This window comes from Actinoplanes aureus (assembly GCF_015704865.1).
GTDB lineage: Bacteria > Actinomycetota > Actinomycetes > Mycobacteriales > Micromonosporaceae > Actinoplanes > Actinoplanes aureus.
The window spans coordinates 1-13164 of sequence record NZ_JADQTO010000042.1 but is presented as its reverse complement, the minus strand read 5'-3'; the positions used below and the strand labels follow the sequence as shown (position 1 = coordinate 13164).

The window sequence follows — 13164 nt, the reverse complement described above, 5'->3', positions numbered from 1 at the left end:
CGCGGTGGCCGCCGAGTTCCTGAAAGTCCGCACCCTGCGATCGACCTGGGCTTTCCTGGGCGGTGGCGTGGCCGCCTCGCTACTCGGCGCGTTCATCCTGTTCATGCTGGTGCAGTCCTACGACGCCGCCAGCCCAGCCAACAAACTCAACTACGAGACCGCCGACCCCACCGTGGTCACCATGCCGTTCGTGATGTTCTTCATCGGCGCGATCGGCGCCATGCTCATCACCAGCGAGTTCGGCACCCGCTCCATCGGCCCCGCCCTGCTCGCGCTCGCGCAGCGCCGCACCCTGATCGGCGCCAAAGCCACGGTCGCCGGGTTCATCGGCCTTACCTGCGGCGCCGCGTTCGTCCTGCTCGCCTTCGCCGACGCCCGCCTCATGCTCGGTAACCGACCGACCCCCATCAATCCCTGGCCGCGATGGACCGACGCCATTCCTACCGTCCTGTGCGCCACTGTCATCGTCACCGTCACCGCCCTGGTCGCCATGGGCCTCGGCGCCCTGCTCCGCTCCACCGCCGGCACCCTGACCACCCTCGGCTCCCTGGTCCTGGTGGCCCCCATCTTCGCCCATTTCCTGCCCACCGTCTGGCAGCTGCGCCTGGCCTCTGTCCTGCTGCCCAACCTCACCCCCAGCTGGCCGGCAGCAACCACCCGTACCTGCTGTCCCAGACCGGCGCTGCCGCCGTCACCGCCGGGTACGTCCTGCTCGCCCTCGGCGCCGGCGCCCTCGCATTCCGCCGCCGCGACACCGCTTGACCGGCGCCTAAAGGCCGCCGCGACACCTGCCTGGCCCCCTATACCGGGCCCTAACCCATTGCCGCGCAGTTTCCCGTTGCACTGACGATCGCAAAGGATGCAGAAATGACCGCTTCCGCGGCTAACGCCCTGCTCGCCGCCCCCGACCTTGCGCAGACTCTCGGTGGCATCGCCTTCTGGGCTGCCTTCCTGGCCAGCCACGTGATCCTGTTCGCCGTCACACTCGTCAGCGTCTCCAAGGCAAAGCTGAGTCCCCGCTGCCGCAAGCGCTGGATCTGGCTGGTCGTGCTGGCCCCCGGGATCGGCATCATCCTCTGGTACGCCTCCGGCCGCCCCGCCGTCCGCAACGGTGCTTGAGATCATGCGAGACACGGTGGCGGTCGAGGCGATCAACCTGGTGAAGACCTATCCCGGAGCGTCGGTGAGGGCGCTGGACGGGGTGTCGGTGGCCTTCGGGGCCGGGACGTTCAACGCGGTGATGGGCCCCTCGGGGTCGGGCAAGTCCACCCTGCTGCAGTGCACCGCCGGGCTGGACCGCGCGGACAGCGGCCGGGTGCTGCTGGCCGGGCAGGAGATCAGCCGGCTGCGCGAGCCCAAACTCACCGAGGCCCGCCGGCAGCGGGTGGGGTTCGTGTTCCAGTCCTACAACCTGCTCGACTCGCTCTCGGTCTGGCACAACGTGCTGCTGCCGCAGCGGCTCGCCGGCACCCGGCCGGACCGCCGCTGGGCCCGCGAGGTGGTGCGCCGGGTCGGTCTGGCCGGCCGGGAGAAGGACCAACCGAGCCGGCTCTCCGGTGGCCAGCGACAGCGGGTCGCGCTGGCCCGGGCGCTGGCCGCCCGCCCCGAGGTGATCTTTGCGGACGAGCCGACCGGTGCACTCGACCTGACCAGCGGCCGGGAGGTGCTGGGGCTACTGCGCGAGGCGGTGGATGACCTCGGCGCCACGATCGTGATGGTGACGCACGACCCGACCGCAGCCGCCTGGGCGGACCGGGTGGTGTTCCTGGCCGACGGCCAGATCGTCACCGAGATGCACCGGCCGGCGGTCGAGAGTATCGCGGAGCAGATGACGGCGGTGAGCGCCCGATGATCCGGCTCGCCCTGGGTTCGCTGCGGCAGCACCGCGGCGCGTACGTAGGCACGTTCCTGGCCGCCCTGCTGGCCATCGCCATGCTGGCCGGTGGCGGCCTGCTGCTCTTCTCGGTGCTGACCGCCGAGCCGCCCGCCGATCGGTTCGCCGCCACCGCGGCAGTGGTCTCCGGGCAACGCGAGATCAGCGTCGAGGAGGTCACCACCAAGCAGAAGAAGGACAAGACCAAGACCAAACGCAAGGTCAAGACCGAGCGCCTCACCGGCGCCGGCACGCTGCCGGCCGATCTTGCGGCCCGATTGCGTACGGTGCCCGGCGTCACCGCTGTGGTAGCCGACTACGCCTTCCCGATCGTCGCGGCCGGGCCCGGCGGCCGGGTGCTGCGGGGCACCGACGACGCGCCGGTGGTCGGGCACGGCTGGTCGTCGGCGGCCCTCACGCCGTACCAGTTACGCCAGGGCCGGGCACCGCGCCCGGGTGAGGCGGTGCTTGACGCCGACCTGGCCGCCCGAGGCGACCTGCGGGTGGGCATCGACCTGACGCTCACCACCCGGACCGGCATCCGGACCGTACGCATCAGCGGCATCGCCGCCCCGGCCGGACGCGACGGCCTGCCGGCGCAAGGCGCCCTGTTCCTGGCCGACGACGAGGTCGCCGCGGTGTCCGGACTGGCCGGGCCGACCGCGGTGGGGATCATGGCCCAGCCCGGCCTGAACCTCGCGACGATCCGTGACCTGACCGGCGACGCGCCGGTGCTCACCGGCGACCGGGTCCGCGCCGACCTGCCAGGCGCGCTACCCGACTACATCGGACCCATCTCGATCTTCGGCTTCGTCATCGGCATCACCGCGTTCGCCGCCGTGTTCGTGCTCACCGGCACGGTCACGCTGAGCGTGCGGCAGCGGCTGCGGGAACTGGCGCTGCTGCGCACCATCGGCGCCACGCCGCGCCGGCTGCGCACCCTGCTCGGCGTCGAGAGCGTGCTGTTGGCGTTCGTCGCAGCGCTCCCGGCGATCCCGCTGGGCGTGCTCTTCGCCCGGGTGGTGGCGGCCCGGTTCCAGCACCTCGGCATGGTGCCGGCCCAGTTCACCGTGCCGATCAACGTGCCGGTGCTGTTGCTGGCCGCGCCGGCCGGGATGCTCGTCACGTTCGTCGCGGCTCGGATCGCCGGCCGCCGGGCGGTACGCATCGCGCCGACCCAGGCCATCACCGAGACCGCAGCGGCACCGACCGGCGGCCTCGTGGTCCGTACGATCGTCGCGCTGATCACCACCGCCGGAGCCGTCGCCGTCCTCACCTTCGTGCCGCTGGACGGCCCGTTCGGCATGGGTATGACCTTCATCTCCTCGGCGCTGCTGCTCTGCGCGGTCGCCGCCCTCGGCCCGCTGCTGGTCCGAGGCCTACTCGGCCTGATCGGCCGTCCGTTCGGGCTGGCCGGGCTGCTAAGCCGGGCGCAGTACCGCCGAGTCGCCGCGGTCGCCATGCCGCTGGCCCTGATGTTCACCATCAACGCCACAATGCTGCTCAACAGCACGCTGCTGGAGCGGCTCGCCGGGCACGAGCAGGCAGCGCGTACGGCCGCGGCGACGTGGCAGGTGACCGCGCCCGGCGGGATGCCGCTGGACACCGCGCAGCGGCTGGCCGCACTACCGGGCGTCACTGGTGCCGCGGCCACGCTGCCCACCCGAGTGATCGCCGTCCAGGGTGGAAAGCCGGAGGACCACGCCGCGCAGGGGCTGCTCACCGCCGGTGCCGAGAGCGCGCTGAACCTGTCCCTCACCGGCAGGCTCGACGGCGACTCGTTCGCGGCCAGCGGTTACCTAATGAGGCAGTACGGCTGGAAGATCGGCGAGACGGTTCCGCTCTGGCTGGCCGACGGGCACCGCGTCGAGCTGCGCCTCGCGGCCGGCTTCGCCCGCAACCGCGGTTTCGGTGAGCTGGTAATCCCGGCCCGGCTGGTCGCCGCGCACGACCCAAAGGGCCTGGTGAGCACCGTGGCGCTGCGCGGCGACGTCGCTGACACGATTCACCGCGCCTGGCCCGGACTGCGAGTGGCGCCGACCGTGGCGGCCGCCGCAGCCGGGGACGCCTCGGAGCAGCAGGGCGCCTTCGAGCTGATGGTCGCGATCTCGCTCGGATTCACCGCGGTCGCCGTGGTCAACACGTTCGCCATCGCCGCCGTGGCGCGCCGCCAGGAGTTCGCCGACCTGCGGCTGGCCGGCGCGACCAGCGGCCAGGTGCACCGGCTCGCCGCCCGGGAAGCGGTGCTCACCGTTGCGGTCGGCCTGCTGCTGGGCGCCGTCACCGCCGGGATCGTGGTCGGGACGTTCAGCACCGCACAGGACGGGGTGTTCCGCCTCATCGTCGCCCCGGGCACGTACCTGACACTGGCCGGCACGGTGACCCTGCTCGGCCTGCTCGCCGGCACGGTTCCCGCCCGGCTGATGGTGCGCAACCGCAGCGCGGTCCGATCACGCTAGCATCGCTGTCGATGGTCAAGGTTCGAATGACGGCGACGCTGCGCGGGCTGACCTACCTGGCCACCGGCCTGGCCGAATTGTTCTGAGCCCTGGCCGCGGTAGTGCGGAGAAGGTCCACCTGGCGGGTGCCGGACGACTGGCCCATTCCGCAGTTCCCGCCGGGCGCACTGGACACCAGCAGGTGGTAGCGCTCCACTCTCAAGGCCACGGACACCTCGTGGCCGCCGCCGCGCTTCAACCACAGCGGCGTCAGCCCACCACGTGCTTGAACCGAGACGACAGCCCCCTGCTGAAGGAACAGCATCGATGGATTCTGCTGTGGAGCGCGCCGCCAGAGCAGCTGTGCACCGCTTTGACGACACAGCTGATGAAGGAGAACTGGATCCGGACACCCGCGGTCGAGGCAGCGATCAACGCGGTGCCGCGGCATCTATTCGTGCCGCCCGCCGTCACGCTGGCCGAGGCGTACGCCGACGACATCGTTCGCGACCGTTCGGCACCGGACCAAGGTCACCAAGGGGTCGGGTTCGAAAGCGGCCGGCCTCGCGATGGCGTTCAAGCGGCGCCGTTGCATTGTCCGTTCGGCGAGCACGACGAATTCCTCGGCCGCCGCTGCTCAGATGGCTCGAGGGAGTCCGGTGAACGCTGCGGCGAGTCTGGGGGCCGGCGGCTTGTCGAGTGCGATGTCGTAGTGGCCGCGTCGCAGATTCTGCATGAAGGCGTGCCCGGCGATGACCACTTGTGCGGTGCGATCGGTCTGGAGTCCGCGCATCGGTCGCAGTCGGCGCTTGAGCTGGCCGTGATCGGCTTCGATCGGATTGTTGGCGTACTGCTCGACGTGGTGCCAGGCCGAGGGAAGCAGTTCGTCCAGTACGACGGGGTAGACCGGCGCGGCGTCGGTCACCACCTCGCTCGGCGTCACCTTCAGCGTCCGCAGCGCCCGGGCGAAGAACCGGCGGGCCGCCGTAGCGTCCCGGCGGGCCGAGAGCAGCACGTCGACGACCTGGCCGTGCTGGTCGACCGCCCGGTACACGTAGCGCCACACGCCGTTGACCTTGACGTACGTCTCGTCGACGAACCATCGATCCCCAGGTGAGTGGCGAGTGAACCGGGCGGCGTCGGCCAGCAGCGGGGTGAACCGCTGCACCCATCGGTAGACCGTCACGTGGTCGACCTCGATCCCGCGTTCGGCGAGCAGCTCTTCGACATCGCGGTAGGAGATCCCGTAACGCAGGTACCACCGGACCGCCACCATGATCACCTCGGCCGAAAGCGGAACCCTGCGAACGCGGACCGGGGAGGCGACCCGGGACCAGACCGCGCAGCATGCTTCACCGGTCAAGCCTGCCTTGATCTCACGACGGACGAACGCAACAGAGCCGTGGGTGGCCTGCCGGTGAGCCTCGACCCGGCTGAACCGGTGCTGCATCGCGTCGCTCAGGTGCTCGTGGTCGCCCATACTCCGCGGCGTGCATGGAGATCCCGGATCGTGGCAGTCAGCCAGTCAAGTTCGCCGACCGCGAGAGCTAACCGGTAACGCTGCTCCAGCGCGCCAACGGCAGATTGCGATCGGTCTGGGGTGTCGACGGCACGCTGAAGATCCGCAAATTCGTCGCGGACCGCGGTCCTGCGTGCCTCGAGTTCGGTCAAGCCGTCCTCGGGGGGCATGAGCAGGAGAAGTGCGAACGCCGCTTGCAGTTGGGGGCCGGGGGTTCGTGCCGACAGTGCCGCCCGCATCCACCGGCGCGACGCGTCCCGGCCCAGGTCCGTCATCGCGTAGGTGGCCGCGTGCGGCGGCTCGTTCTCGTCTGCCCTGGCTGTGGCAACCAGTCCTTCTGCCATTAGCGACGCACCAACATCATGCAGCGCCACTTCGGTGGGCGCCTCGTGCGCTCCGGCGACGCCGATGCGTTCCAGCAGGGCCGGTACTTGATCGAGTCTGAGGGGGCCACGTTGCAGGGCAGCTAGTATCGCGAGCTCCGTCGACGACCCATACACCTGACTCACGGATCAACGGTAACGCTACTCGCGGGTGACTGGCTGAGGACCGTGGATTGTGTTGCGTGTGCAAGCTTTGCCGTGCGCCATCTTCTGTGTAGATCGATTGCGACTCGACCATTGAGGACCCTGTCCTGATCTGCCAGGAAACCGCTTGGCCCACGGGGTAAAGGAGTCTGCCGTGCACATCACGCAATCATCTATGTCGATTGATAGCTGTCTTTCAGTCCAGGCGTAGCGTCCCGCACATCGACACACGTGCGTGAGGAGGTGCGAGGATGATCCGCGCCAGACGAAGAGCAGCGTTCACAGCCGCATGCGCGCTCGGGACCGTGCTCGGGATGGTACCCGCCGCGCCGGCCCTGGCTGACCCGAGCGGTTGTCGTAAGGACACCACCCGGTTCGGGGTGAACACCGACGGGATGCTGTATGCGACGGGAGAGGGCAACTGCGGCACCCGTGTGTATCGCGTGTTGGAGGTGGAGATCAAGCAGCAGATCGACTTCCAGCCGGACCCGGTCGCCCTGAAAAGTTCCGACGCGGGCAGCGACCTGTACTACAAGGCGAGCCCGACCGGCTGCGACAACAACCAGAGGAAGGTGTACTACGGGCGCACCTTCTTCCAGGGACACACCGATTACGATGACACCAGTGCGCGGGTGTATGACGTCTGCTGAGTGCCAGGCACGATCGGGAGGTCCTCGTGCAGGTGGTGGCCACCGGAGCAGACCTCGGGCAGAGATACGGTCGGATCTGGGCGCTGCAGAACTTGACCATTGAGATTCCGACCGGTGTGACGGTCCTCCTCGGGCCCAATGGTGCGGGCAAGACAACCCTGCTCGACATCGTGGTGACCCTTCGGCCACCCGCCGCCGGTGCGGTGTCTGTCCTCGGGGTCCCGGCGACCACCGGCAGTGACGTCCGCGAGATCAGGCGACGCACCGGCTACCTGCCCCAACATTTCGGTTACTACAGGTCGTTCACGTTGCAGGAGTTCGTCGAGTACGCGGCGTGGCTCAAGGGCGTGCCGAGCCGGAACCTGTCGGCGGCGGCGACCGACGCGATCGCGCGCGTGGACCTAGCCGCACGCTCGCGCAGCAAGATGGGCGCACTGTCGGGTGGCATGCTGCGCCGGGCCGGCATCGCGCAGGCAATCGCGCACCGTCCCGAGTTCGTCGTACTTGATGAGCCAGCGGTCGGTCTGGATCCCACTCAACGCATCCGTTTCCGTGCTTTGATCCGACAACTCGCCGCCGACGGTGCGAGTTTCTTGGTCAGTACCCACATGGTCGAGGACGTGCGTGCGACCGCGGACCACGTCGTCGTGCTCTCCGACGGCAGGGCTGTGTTCACCGGCACCTCCGATGAGCTCGAGCAGCGCGGATCGGACACCGACCTGGGCGACACATCGCTCGAGCGCGGCTACAGCAACGTGCTTGGCCCGTCCAGAAGAACCTGATGTACGCCCTGCGACGGGAGGTAGGCAAGAGCGCCGCCCTGCTCGCGCTGCCGCTCCTGCTGTTCCTGCAGGCGATGGCTGCTGTCCGGTTCATGCCTGCCGGAATCGACCTGTGGGCAAGCGTACCGGCCGCCACGGCAATGGCGGTTCTGCTGACGGGGCCGCTCGCCGCCGGTGTGGCGGCCTGGAGTGCCCAGCGGGAAGCCCGTCGGGGAACGCGCTATCTTCGCGTGCTCAGCGCCCGCGCCGAGATCGTTGTGCCGCTCACCGAGGTCGCCGCAGCCACCATCTGGCCACTGGTTGCCTACCTAACGATTACCGTGGCGCTCGCTGTGGAAACGGCAGTCGGTCCCGGCTGGGGCCAGCTCAACGTGCTCTGGCTCGGTGCCGGCGCCCTCGGCCTCGCGCTGCACGCCGTCACGGGGTACGTCGTGGGACGGCTTGTCCCGCGGCTATGGACGCCCCCACTCGTGGCCCTCGGCAGCTACCTCCTCGCAGTATGGAACCAGCGCCAGTCCGGCGAATGGTGGTATTTCCTGTCCCCGGTCACCATCCAGGTCGTCGACGGATTCGACCGGCTCAACAACGACCTGTTCCTCGGCCAGATGCTGTGGTACGCGGGCGCGGCGGGCGTCTGCTTCCTGGCGTGGGTGTGGCTCGTCGCTGGCAACCGTCGAGGACAGATCGTGGGGGCCGGCACGGTCGCGGCCGCCGTCGCGGCCGCCGGCGCCATGATCGTGGTGACACAGGACAATCGCCCCTTCGATGGCCCCACAACCTTCGCCTACCGGTGCGCCGGCCAGGCACCCCAGGTCTGCGTTCACCCCGCCTTCACGCCAGCCCTGCCGGAACTCCAAGCCGCATTCACGACTGTTGCCGGCCGGCTGGCGGGAACCCCCGGCGAGCCGACACGATTGGAGCAACGTCCCCGCGGCCTCGGCGGCGCACCGTCTCCGGGCGCCCACGCGTTCGCCGTCGACGAACTCACCGACGGGTACGCGGCTGGCGCGGTGCAGGAGTACGTCACGCTACTGCTGCTTGATCGATGCGAACAGGACATCGCGCCGATCGAACACAGACTCGAAGGACGGGCCTTGACCACCATCATCTTCGCCTGGCTCGTTGGTGGACAATTCGACCCGCTGTACGCCAACGACGCCGTCGTCCGCGCGGCTCAGTGGTTCACGGAACGCACCGACACCCAGCGGCACGCGTGGCTGGTCGAACACTACGAGCAGGTCGTCACCTGCAGCCTGCACCCCGAAGACTTCGCATGACCGGTCTGATCCTGTACGCGCGTAGCCGACGCATCCTGGCGGCTCTGGTGGTGATTGCCGCGGTCACCGGCGCCGGTCTGGCGTTGCGCAGCCAGGTGCACCAGACCTACACCGCCTCTGACTCCTCCATCCCATGGATCATGTTTCTGCCATTGGTGACCGCGGTCGCCATCACTTTCACCGCCCGATCTCCCCTCCATGACCTCGACTTGACCGCCGCCCGCCCCCTTGCCAGATGGCGGCTGACCACCGTGATCGGACTCAGCCTGCTCGCCACGGCATCGTTGACGGTGTTGGCCGCACCACTGTCCGGAGCCCACGGCACGACGGCCGCCGTGCGCAACCTGTACGGCTTCCTTGGCCTGGCCCTACTCGGTGGCCGGTTGCTGCAGGGCCGCGCGGCATGGGTCCCGCCGATGACGTGGTGCCTGCTCACGGCCACCCTTGGCGACCCGACAAGCCACCGCCTCGCCTGGGACTGGCCCGTTCGCCCCGACGATGACTTCACCGCCTTATGCATTGCTGCACTCCTGGCCGTTGCCGGTGTCGTAGCCGCGGCCGGCGGAACCCGGGAAGTACGAGCCGAGCCGGAGTAGCCGGGACCCAGGACGGTACTACCCGCTCACTGACCCGCCGGTGCGAGAAACCCAGGGAAGAACTCCTGGAACTCGTCATCTCGTGCGGCTCTGTTGCGTTCGCTCGTCGGGAGATCAAGGCAGGCTTGACCGGTGAAGCATGCTGCGCGTTCTCGTCTCTGGTCGTCTCCCCGGTCGGCGTTCGCAGGGTTCCGCTTTCCGGCCGAGGTGATCGTGGTGGTGGTCCGGTGGTACCTGCGTTACGGGCTCTCCTACCGCGATGTCGAAGAGCTGCTCGCGGAACGCGGGATCGAGGTCGACCACGTGACGGTGTACCGGTGGGTGCAGCGGTTCACCCCGTTGCTGGCCGATGCCGCCCGGTTCGCTCGTCACTCACCTGGCGACCGACGGTATGTCGACGAGACGTACATCAAGGTCAACGGCGTGTGGCGCTACGTGTACCGGGCCGTCGACCAACACGGCCAGGTCATCGACGTGCTGCTTTCCGCCCGCCGCGACGCTACGGCCGCCCGCCGGTTCTTCGCCCGGGCACTGCGGACGCTGAAGGTGACGCCGAGCGAGGTGGTCACCGACGCCGCGCCGGTCTACCCCGCCGTACTCGACGAGCTGCTTCCGTCGGCCTGGCACCACGTCGAGCAGTACGCCAACAATCCGATCCAAGCCGATCACGGCCAGCTCAAGCGCCGACTACGACCGATGCGCGGACTCCAGACCGATCGCACCGCACAAGTGGTCATCGCCGGGCACGCCTTCATGCAGAATCTGCGACGCGGCCACTACGACATCGCACTCGACAAGCCGCCGGCCCCCAGACTCGCCGCAGCGTTCACCGGCCTCGCTCGAGCCATCTGAGCAGCGGCGGCCGCGGGGTTCGTCGCGCTTGCCGAACAGACAATGCAACGGAGCCGACCATGATGTCCCGCTCGCAGCGCGATCAATCCGCCGCGGTCCTCCTTAGATCGTCGGCCCTTCGGCACTTCGCGATAGCCCCCTACGGCAGGGGTCTGGGCGCCGCCATTGCATGGCCGGCTTCCTCGTCATGTTGCCGCGGGCACGCGCCTGCTGTCGGGATCTGCGGCGGGTGGTTCGGTGAGGCCGAGCGCCTCGTCGACGCGGTGCAGAACGGCGTCGTGGTCGTTCTGGCCGACACCGCGGAGCAGGTCGACGGCGGTTGTCCGGATCTGGCCGATAATCATGGTGTGGGGGAGGGGTTGCTCTGACGCGAGCAGCTTCGCCGCGATGCGAACGGCCCTGAGGGCTGCGGCGTCTGCCTGGTCGGCGTGCTGGTCGGGATCGTCGCGGCCGGTAAGGTCTGTTGCCAGTGACTCGCCTGCGGCGCGCACCGCGTGGGCGAGCACGGTAACCGCGGCGCTGAGTTCTGGTGGCGTCTCGGTGTGCAGCCGGGTCAGCGTGACAGTGTGGCGGGCCAGCATCCAAATGTTGCCGACGACGTGGTCGAGTTGGTGGGTGGTCGCCTCCACCTGATGGACCTGACGGATCCGGCGGCGCCGCCGGACGCGCAGGCGCAACGTTTCGGCGGCGGCCAGTACCTCGGCGCGGAGCCGCTCAACGCAGCCGGTCATCTGCTGTGCCCGTTGCAAAGCGGCTTGGGCGGCTGGCTCATCGCAGGTGCTGAGCGCCTTGTTCATGTCATCGAGCAGGTCGGCCAGGTCGTTGAACGCACGGCGGGCTTCGGTGACCAGGGGGGAGAGCGGGTTGTGGGCGGCGGCGAGCTGGCTCGTGGCCAGGGCGAGAGTTCCGCCGATCAAGGCGTCGATGAAGCGGAAGGACATCAGGTTGCCTTCCGGCTCGGCGATCACAACCAGGTAGACCGCGGAGATCGCGGACTGAACGACCAGAGTGCTGCTTGCGCCTGCTGCGATCATGGGGCCGATGGTCAGCAGAAGCACAATGAAGACGGTGCTGCTGCCCTGGCCGAGTATCTGGATCACCAGCTCGGCAACGAGCACGCCGGCGGCGACACCGAGCACGATCTCAATGCTCTGGCGCAGCCTGCGCCCGCGCGACTCTCCGAGAACGATCAATGTCGCGGAGAGGGCGAATATGGGATCGGGATGGCCGATGAGGTACGCCGCGATGATCCACGCGATGACTGCGGCCACGGTCGCTTCGGCTACCGGGAGTGCGGCCTGTCGCAATCGTTCGGCCGCTGACCGTAGCCATCCCCGCACTCCGTCACCCTCCGTCGCCCTCGCCCTGGCCGTGCGCTGCCGCCATGATGTCCGACGGCCACGAAGTTGATCTACCCGTGTGGTCAGCTGTTGTAACGGTTCGGTGATCTACCGCTCCTGACGCGGCGGGGGCCTGGTGTGCGGTGGACGGCGATGGCGGGGTCACAGCGGTGTGCTGGGGCAGTCGGAGGCAGGCGATGCTGCCGGGGGCGACGGTGATGCTGCCGTGATGGCGGCAAACGATGTTGTGCGCGAGGCTGAGTCCGAACCACTGCCGGGTGTCCGTTGCCAACAAAGTTTTGTCTGTGCCACCGAACTCTGTCTCCCCGCGCACCGAACGGCTGACCGTTCTGCCTACCGCTTCTGGCGAACGGGCCGTTCCTGGTGGCGAGCGGTCCGTGCGACTCCGTGGATGAGCGCCAGGGCCCTCCAGCTTTGGCGGCTGCGCTCCGTCACCAATGTGGAGCGGAAAGGTCATGCTGACGCGGTGAGCGACGGCTATATTCGGTTGATCCCCGCTGACAAGCGGTGGCAGCCCAGCCCCGAAGCGGCGGCGGCAGCAACGAGCTACGTGGGCCAGCTGTTCTCTGGGCCACAAGATGACGTTGAAGAGGTCAAGGCAAAGTTCTACGACCAGGTCACCCTCATCGACGATGGCGAGAACACCACCAAGATTTCCTGCTTGAACTGCGGCGGTGACATCGATGTGGGCTGGCTCTTTGATCTGGTCGAGGAGAAGGCGAAGCCTTCGGCAATCTTGACTAGAGGTGCCGTGCTGTGGGGCCGTTGTTGCGCTGGATTCGCTTCGCTACGACTGGCCGGTCGGGTTTGCCCGTTTCGAGATTTGCGCTATGAATCCCACCCGAGCCAAGTATGAGCTTGACGCTGCAAGACTCGCCGAAGTGTCCAAACTTCTTGGACACCCCGTCTCTCAGATTCTCGCGCATTACTGATCGGCGGGCGTGGCGTGATCCGCGCGCTCGCCAAGGCGGCCCTCATGCCGGGCGTTGGCTGGGCTGTTGTCGTGGTGGCACTGCTGGGCGCCGCCACTAGACACCTTTTGGGGTCAGGGTCCGGCTGAGGTTGGTGGGGATAGACCGGTTCCGGTGAGGTAGCCGTCGATCAGTCCGTGGCGGTATTGCATGCGTTTGAGACGGTTCTTCACGGCGGTGGTCAGGTCGGCGGCGGTGCGCACGGCAAGGTTGGCCAGGCTGGCTTTCATCGTCGACCAGACCTTCTCGACCGGGTTGAGCTCGGGCGCGTAAACGGGCAGCCGGTAGACGCGCAGCCACGACCGGGCGGCGATCGCC

13 protein-coding genes and 1 pseudogene are annotated in these 13164 nt (G+C 68.4%); 10 read left to right on the top strand and 4 right to left on the bottom strand.

Features of this window, described 5'->3' with window-relative positions; translation table 11 throughout:
- The first annotated feature begins 4 nt into the window (after nucleotides 1–4).
- From I4J89_RS45300 to I4J89_RS45285, 4 genes are read left to right on the top strand one after another with little or no spacing between them, the layout of a single operon-like run.
- Nucleotides 5–847 (top strand): ABC transporter permease, encoded by an 843-nt coding sequence (locus tag I4J89_RS45300; RefSeq protein WP_373688213.1) that lies wholly within the window; start codon nucleotides 5–7, stop codon nucleotides 845–847.
- Nucleotides 848–867: 20 nt separating this feature from the next.
- Nucleotides 868–1119 carry a hypothetical protein gene (locus I4J89_RS45295; RefSeq protein ID WP_196420430.1) on the top strand — a complete coding sequence of 84 codons (252 nt, stop codon included), beginning with the start codon at nucleotides 868–870 and terminating at the stop codon, nucleotides 1117–1119.
- Between the two features lie 4 nt (nucleotides 1120–1123).
- Complete coding sequence (locus I4J89_RS45290) at nucleotides 1124–1852, top strand: ABC transporter ATP-binding protein (protein WP_196420429.1); 729 nt, start codon at nucleotides 1124–1126, stop codon at nucleotides 1850–1852.
- Nucleotides 1849–4332 (top strand): ABC transporter permease, encoded by a 2484-nt coding sequence (locus I4J89_RS45285; RefSeq protein ID WP_196420428.1) that lies wholly within the window; start codon nucleotides 1849–1851, stop codon nucleotides 4330–4332. Before I4J89_RS45290 ends, I4J89_RS45285 begins: the two co-directional genes overlap by 4 nt.
- A gap of 616 nt (nucleotides 4333–4948) precedes the next feature.
- Here the strand turns inward: I4J89_RS45285 and I4J89_RS45280 are convergent.
- A pseudogene (locus I4J89_RS45280) lies at nucleotides 4949–5667 on the bottom strand (IS6 family transposase).
- Between the two features lie 102 nt (nucleotides 5668–5769).
- Nucleotides 5770–6339 carry a hypothetical protein gene (locus tag I4J89_RS45275; protein ID WP_196420427.1) on the bottom strand — a complete coding sequence of 190 codons (570 nt, stop codon included), beginning with the start codon at nucleotides 6337–6339 and terminating at the stop codon, nucleotides 5770–5772.
- 269 nt (nucleotides 6340–6608) lie between these two features.
- Between I4J89_RS45275 and I4J89_RS45270 the strand changes: the two genes are divergently transcribed.
- The 5 genes from I4J89_RS45270 to I4J89_RS45250 all read left to right on the top strand — a co-directional run bounded on the left by I4J89_RS45270 (nucleotide 6609) and on the right by I4J89_RS45250 (nucleotide 10514).
- Nucleotides 6609–7007: a hypothetical protein gene (locus I4J89_RS45270; RefSeq protein WP_196420426.1), complete on the top strand. Its 399-nt coding sequence runs from the start codon at nucleotides 6609–6611 to the stop codon at nucleotides 7005–7007.
- A gap of 26 nt (nucleotides 7008–7033) precedes the next feature.
- Nucleotides 7034–7789, top strand: a complete 756-nt coding sequence (locus I4J89_RS45265) for an ATP-binding cassette domain-containing protein (protein WP_196420425.1) — start codon at nucleotides 7034–7036, stop codon at nucleotides 7787–7789.
- Nucleotides 7789–9066, top strand: a complete 1278-nt coding sequence (locus I4J89_RS45260) for a hypothetical protein (RefSeq protein ID WP_196420424.1) — start codon at nucleotides 7789–7791, stop codon at nucleotides 9064–9066. Before I4J89_RS45265 ends, I4J89_RS45260 begins: the two co-directional genes overlap by 1 nt.
- On the top strand, nucleotides 9063–9662 hold the full coding sequence (locus I4J89_RS45255) for a hypothetical protein (RefSeq protein WP_196420423.1): 600 nt from the start codon (nucleotides 9063–9065) through the stop codon (nucleotides 9660–9662). The genes I4J89_RS45260 and I4J89_RS45255 overlap by 4 nt, the downstream gene beginning before the upstream one ends.
- Before the next feature lie 132 nt (nucleotides 9663–9794).
- Nucleotides 9795–10514: an IS6 family transposase gene (locus I4J89_RS45250; protein ID WP_196420422.1), complete on the top strand. Its 720-nt coding sequence runs from the start codon at nucleotides 9795–9797 to the stop codon at nucleotides 10512–10514.
- A 185-nt stretch (nucleotides 10515–10699) separates the two neighbouring features.
- On the opposite strand, the gene I4J89_RS45245 is transcribed toward I4J89_RS45250, so the two are convergent.
- Nucleotides 10700–11785 carry an FUSC family protein gene (locus I4J89_RS45245; RefSeq protein ID WP_309238769.1) on the bottom strand — a complete coding sequence of 362 codons (1086 nt, stop codon included), beginning with the start codon at nucleotides 11783–11785 and terminating at the stop codon, nucleotides 10700–10702.
- 481 nt (nucleotides 11786–12266) lie between these two features.
- Here I4J89_RS45245 and I4J89_RS45240 point away from each other — a divergent pair, with 481 nt between their 5' ends.
- Nucleotides 12267–12731: a hypothetical protein gene (locus I4J89_RS45240; protein ID WP_196420420.1), complete on the top strand. Its 465-nt coding sequence runs from the start codon at nucleotides 12267–12269 to the stop codon at nucleotides 12729–12731.
- Between the two features lie 189 nt (nucleotides 12732–12920).
- Here the strand turns inward: I4J89_RS45240 and I4J89_RS45235 are convergent.
- Nucleotides 12921–13164 (bottom strand): transposase (locus tag I4J89_RS45235; RefSeq protein ID WP_196420419.1); only part of this gene is annotated, 244 nt, incomplete at its 5' end.

Excerpts from the sequence above, each read along its gene's own strand:
- I4J89_RS45240 (WP_196420420.1), top strand. The coding sequence starts at position 12,267 with ATGAGCGCCAGGGCCCTCCAGCTTTGGCGGCTGCGCTCCGTCACCAAT.
- I4J89_RS45260 (WP_196420424.1), top strand. The coding sequence starts at position 7,789 with ATGTACGCCCTGCGACGGGAGGTAGGCAAGAGCGCCGCCCTGCTCGCG.
- I4J89_RS45285 (WP_196420428.1), top strand. The coding sequence starts at position 1,849 with ATGATCCGGCTCGCCCTGGGTTCGCTGCGGCAGCACCGCGGCGCGTAC.
- I4J89_RS45290 (WP_196420429.1), top strand. The coding sequence starts at position 1,124 with ATGCGAGACACGGTGGCGGTCGAGGCGATCAACCTGGTGAAGACCTAT.
- I4J89_RS45255 (WP_196420423.1), top strand. The coding sequence starts at position 9,063 with ATGACCGGTCTGATCCTGTACGCGCGTAGCCGACGCATCCTGGCGGCT.
- I4J89_RS45270 (WP_196420426.1), top strand. The coding sequence starts at position 6,609 with ATGATCCGCGCCAGACGAAGAGCAGCGTTCACAGCCGCATGCGCGCTC.
- I4J89_RS45295 (WP_196420430.1), top strand. The coding sequence starts at position 868 with ATGACCGCTTCCGCGGCTAACGCCCTGCTCGCCGCCCCCGACCTTGCG.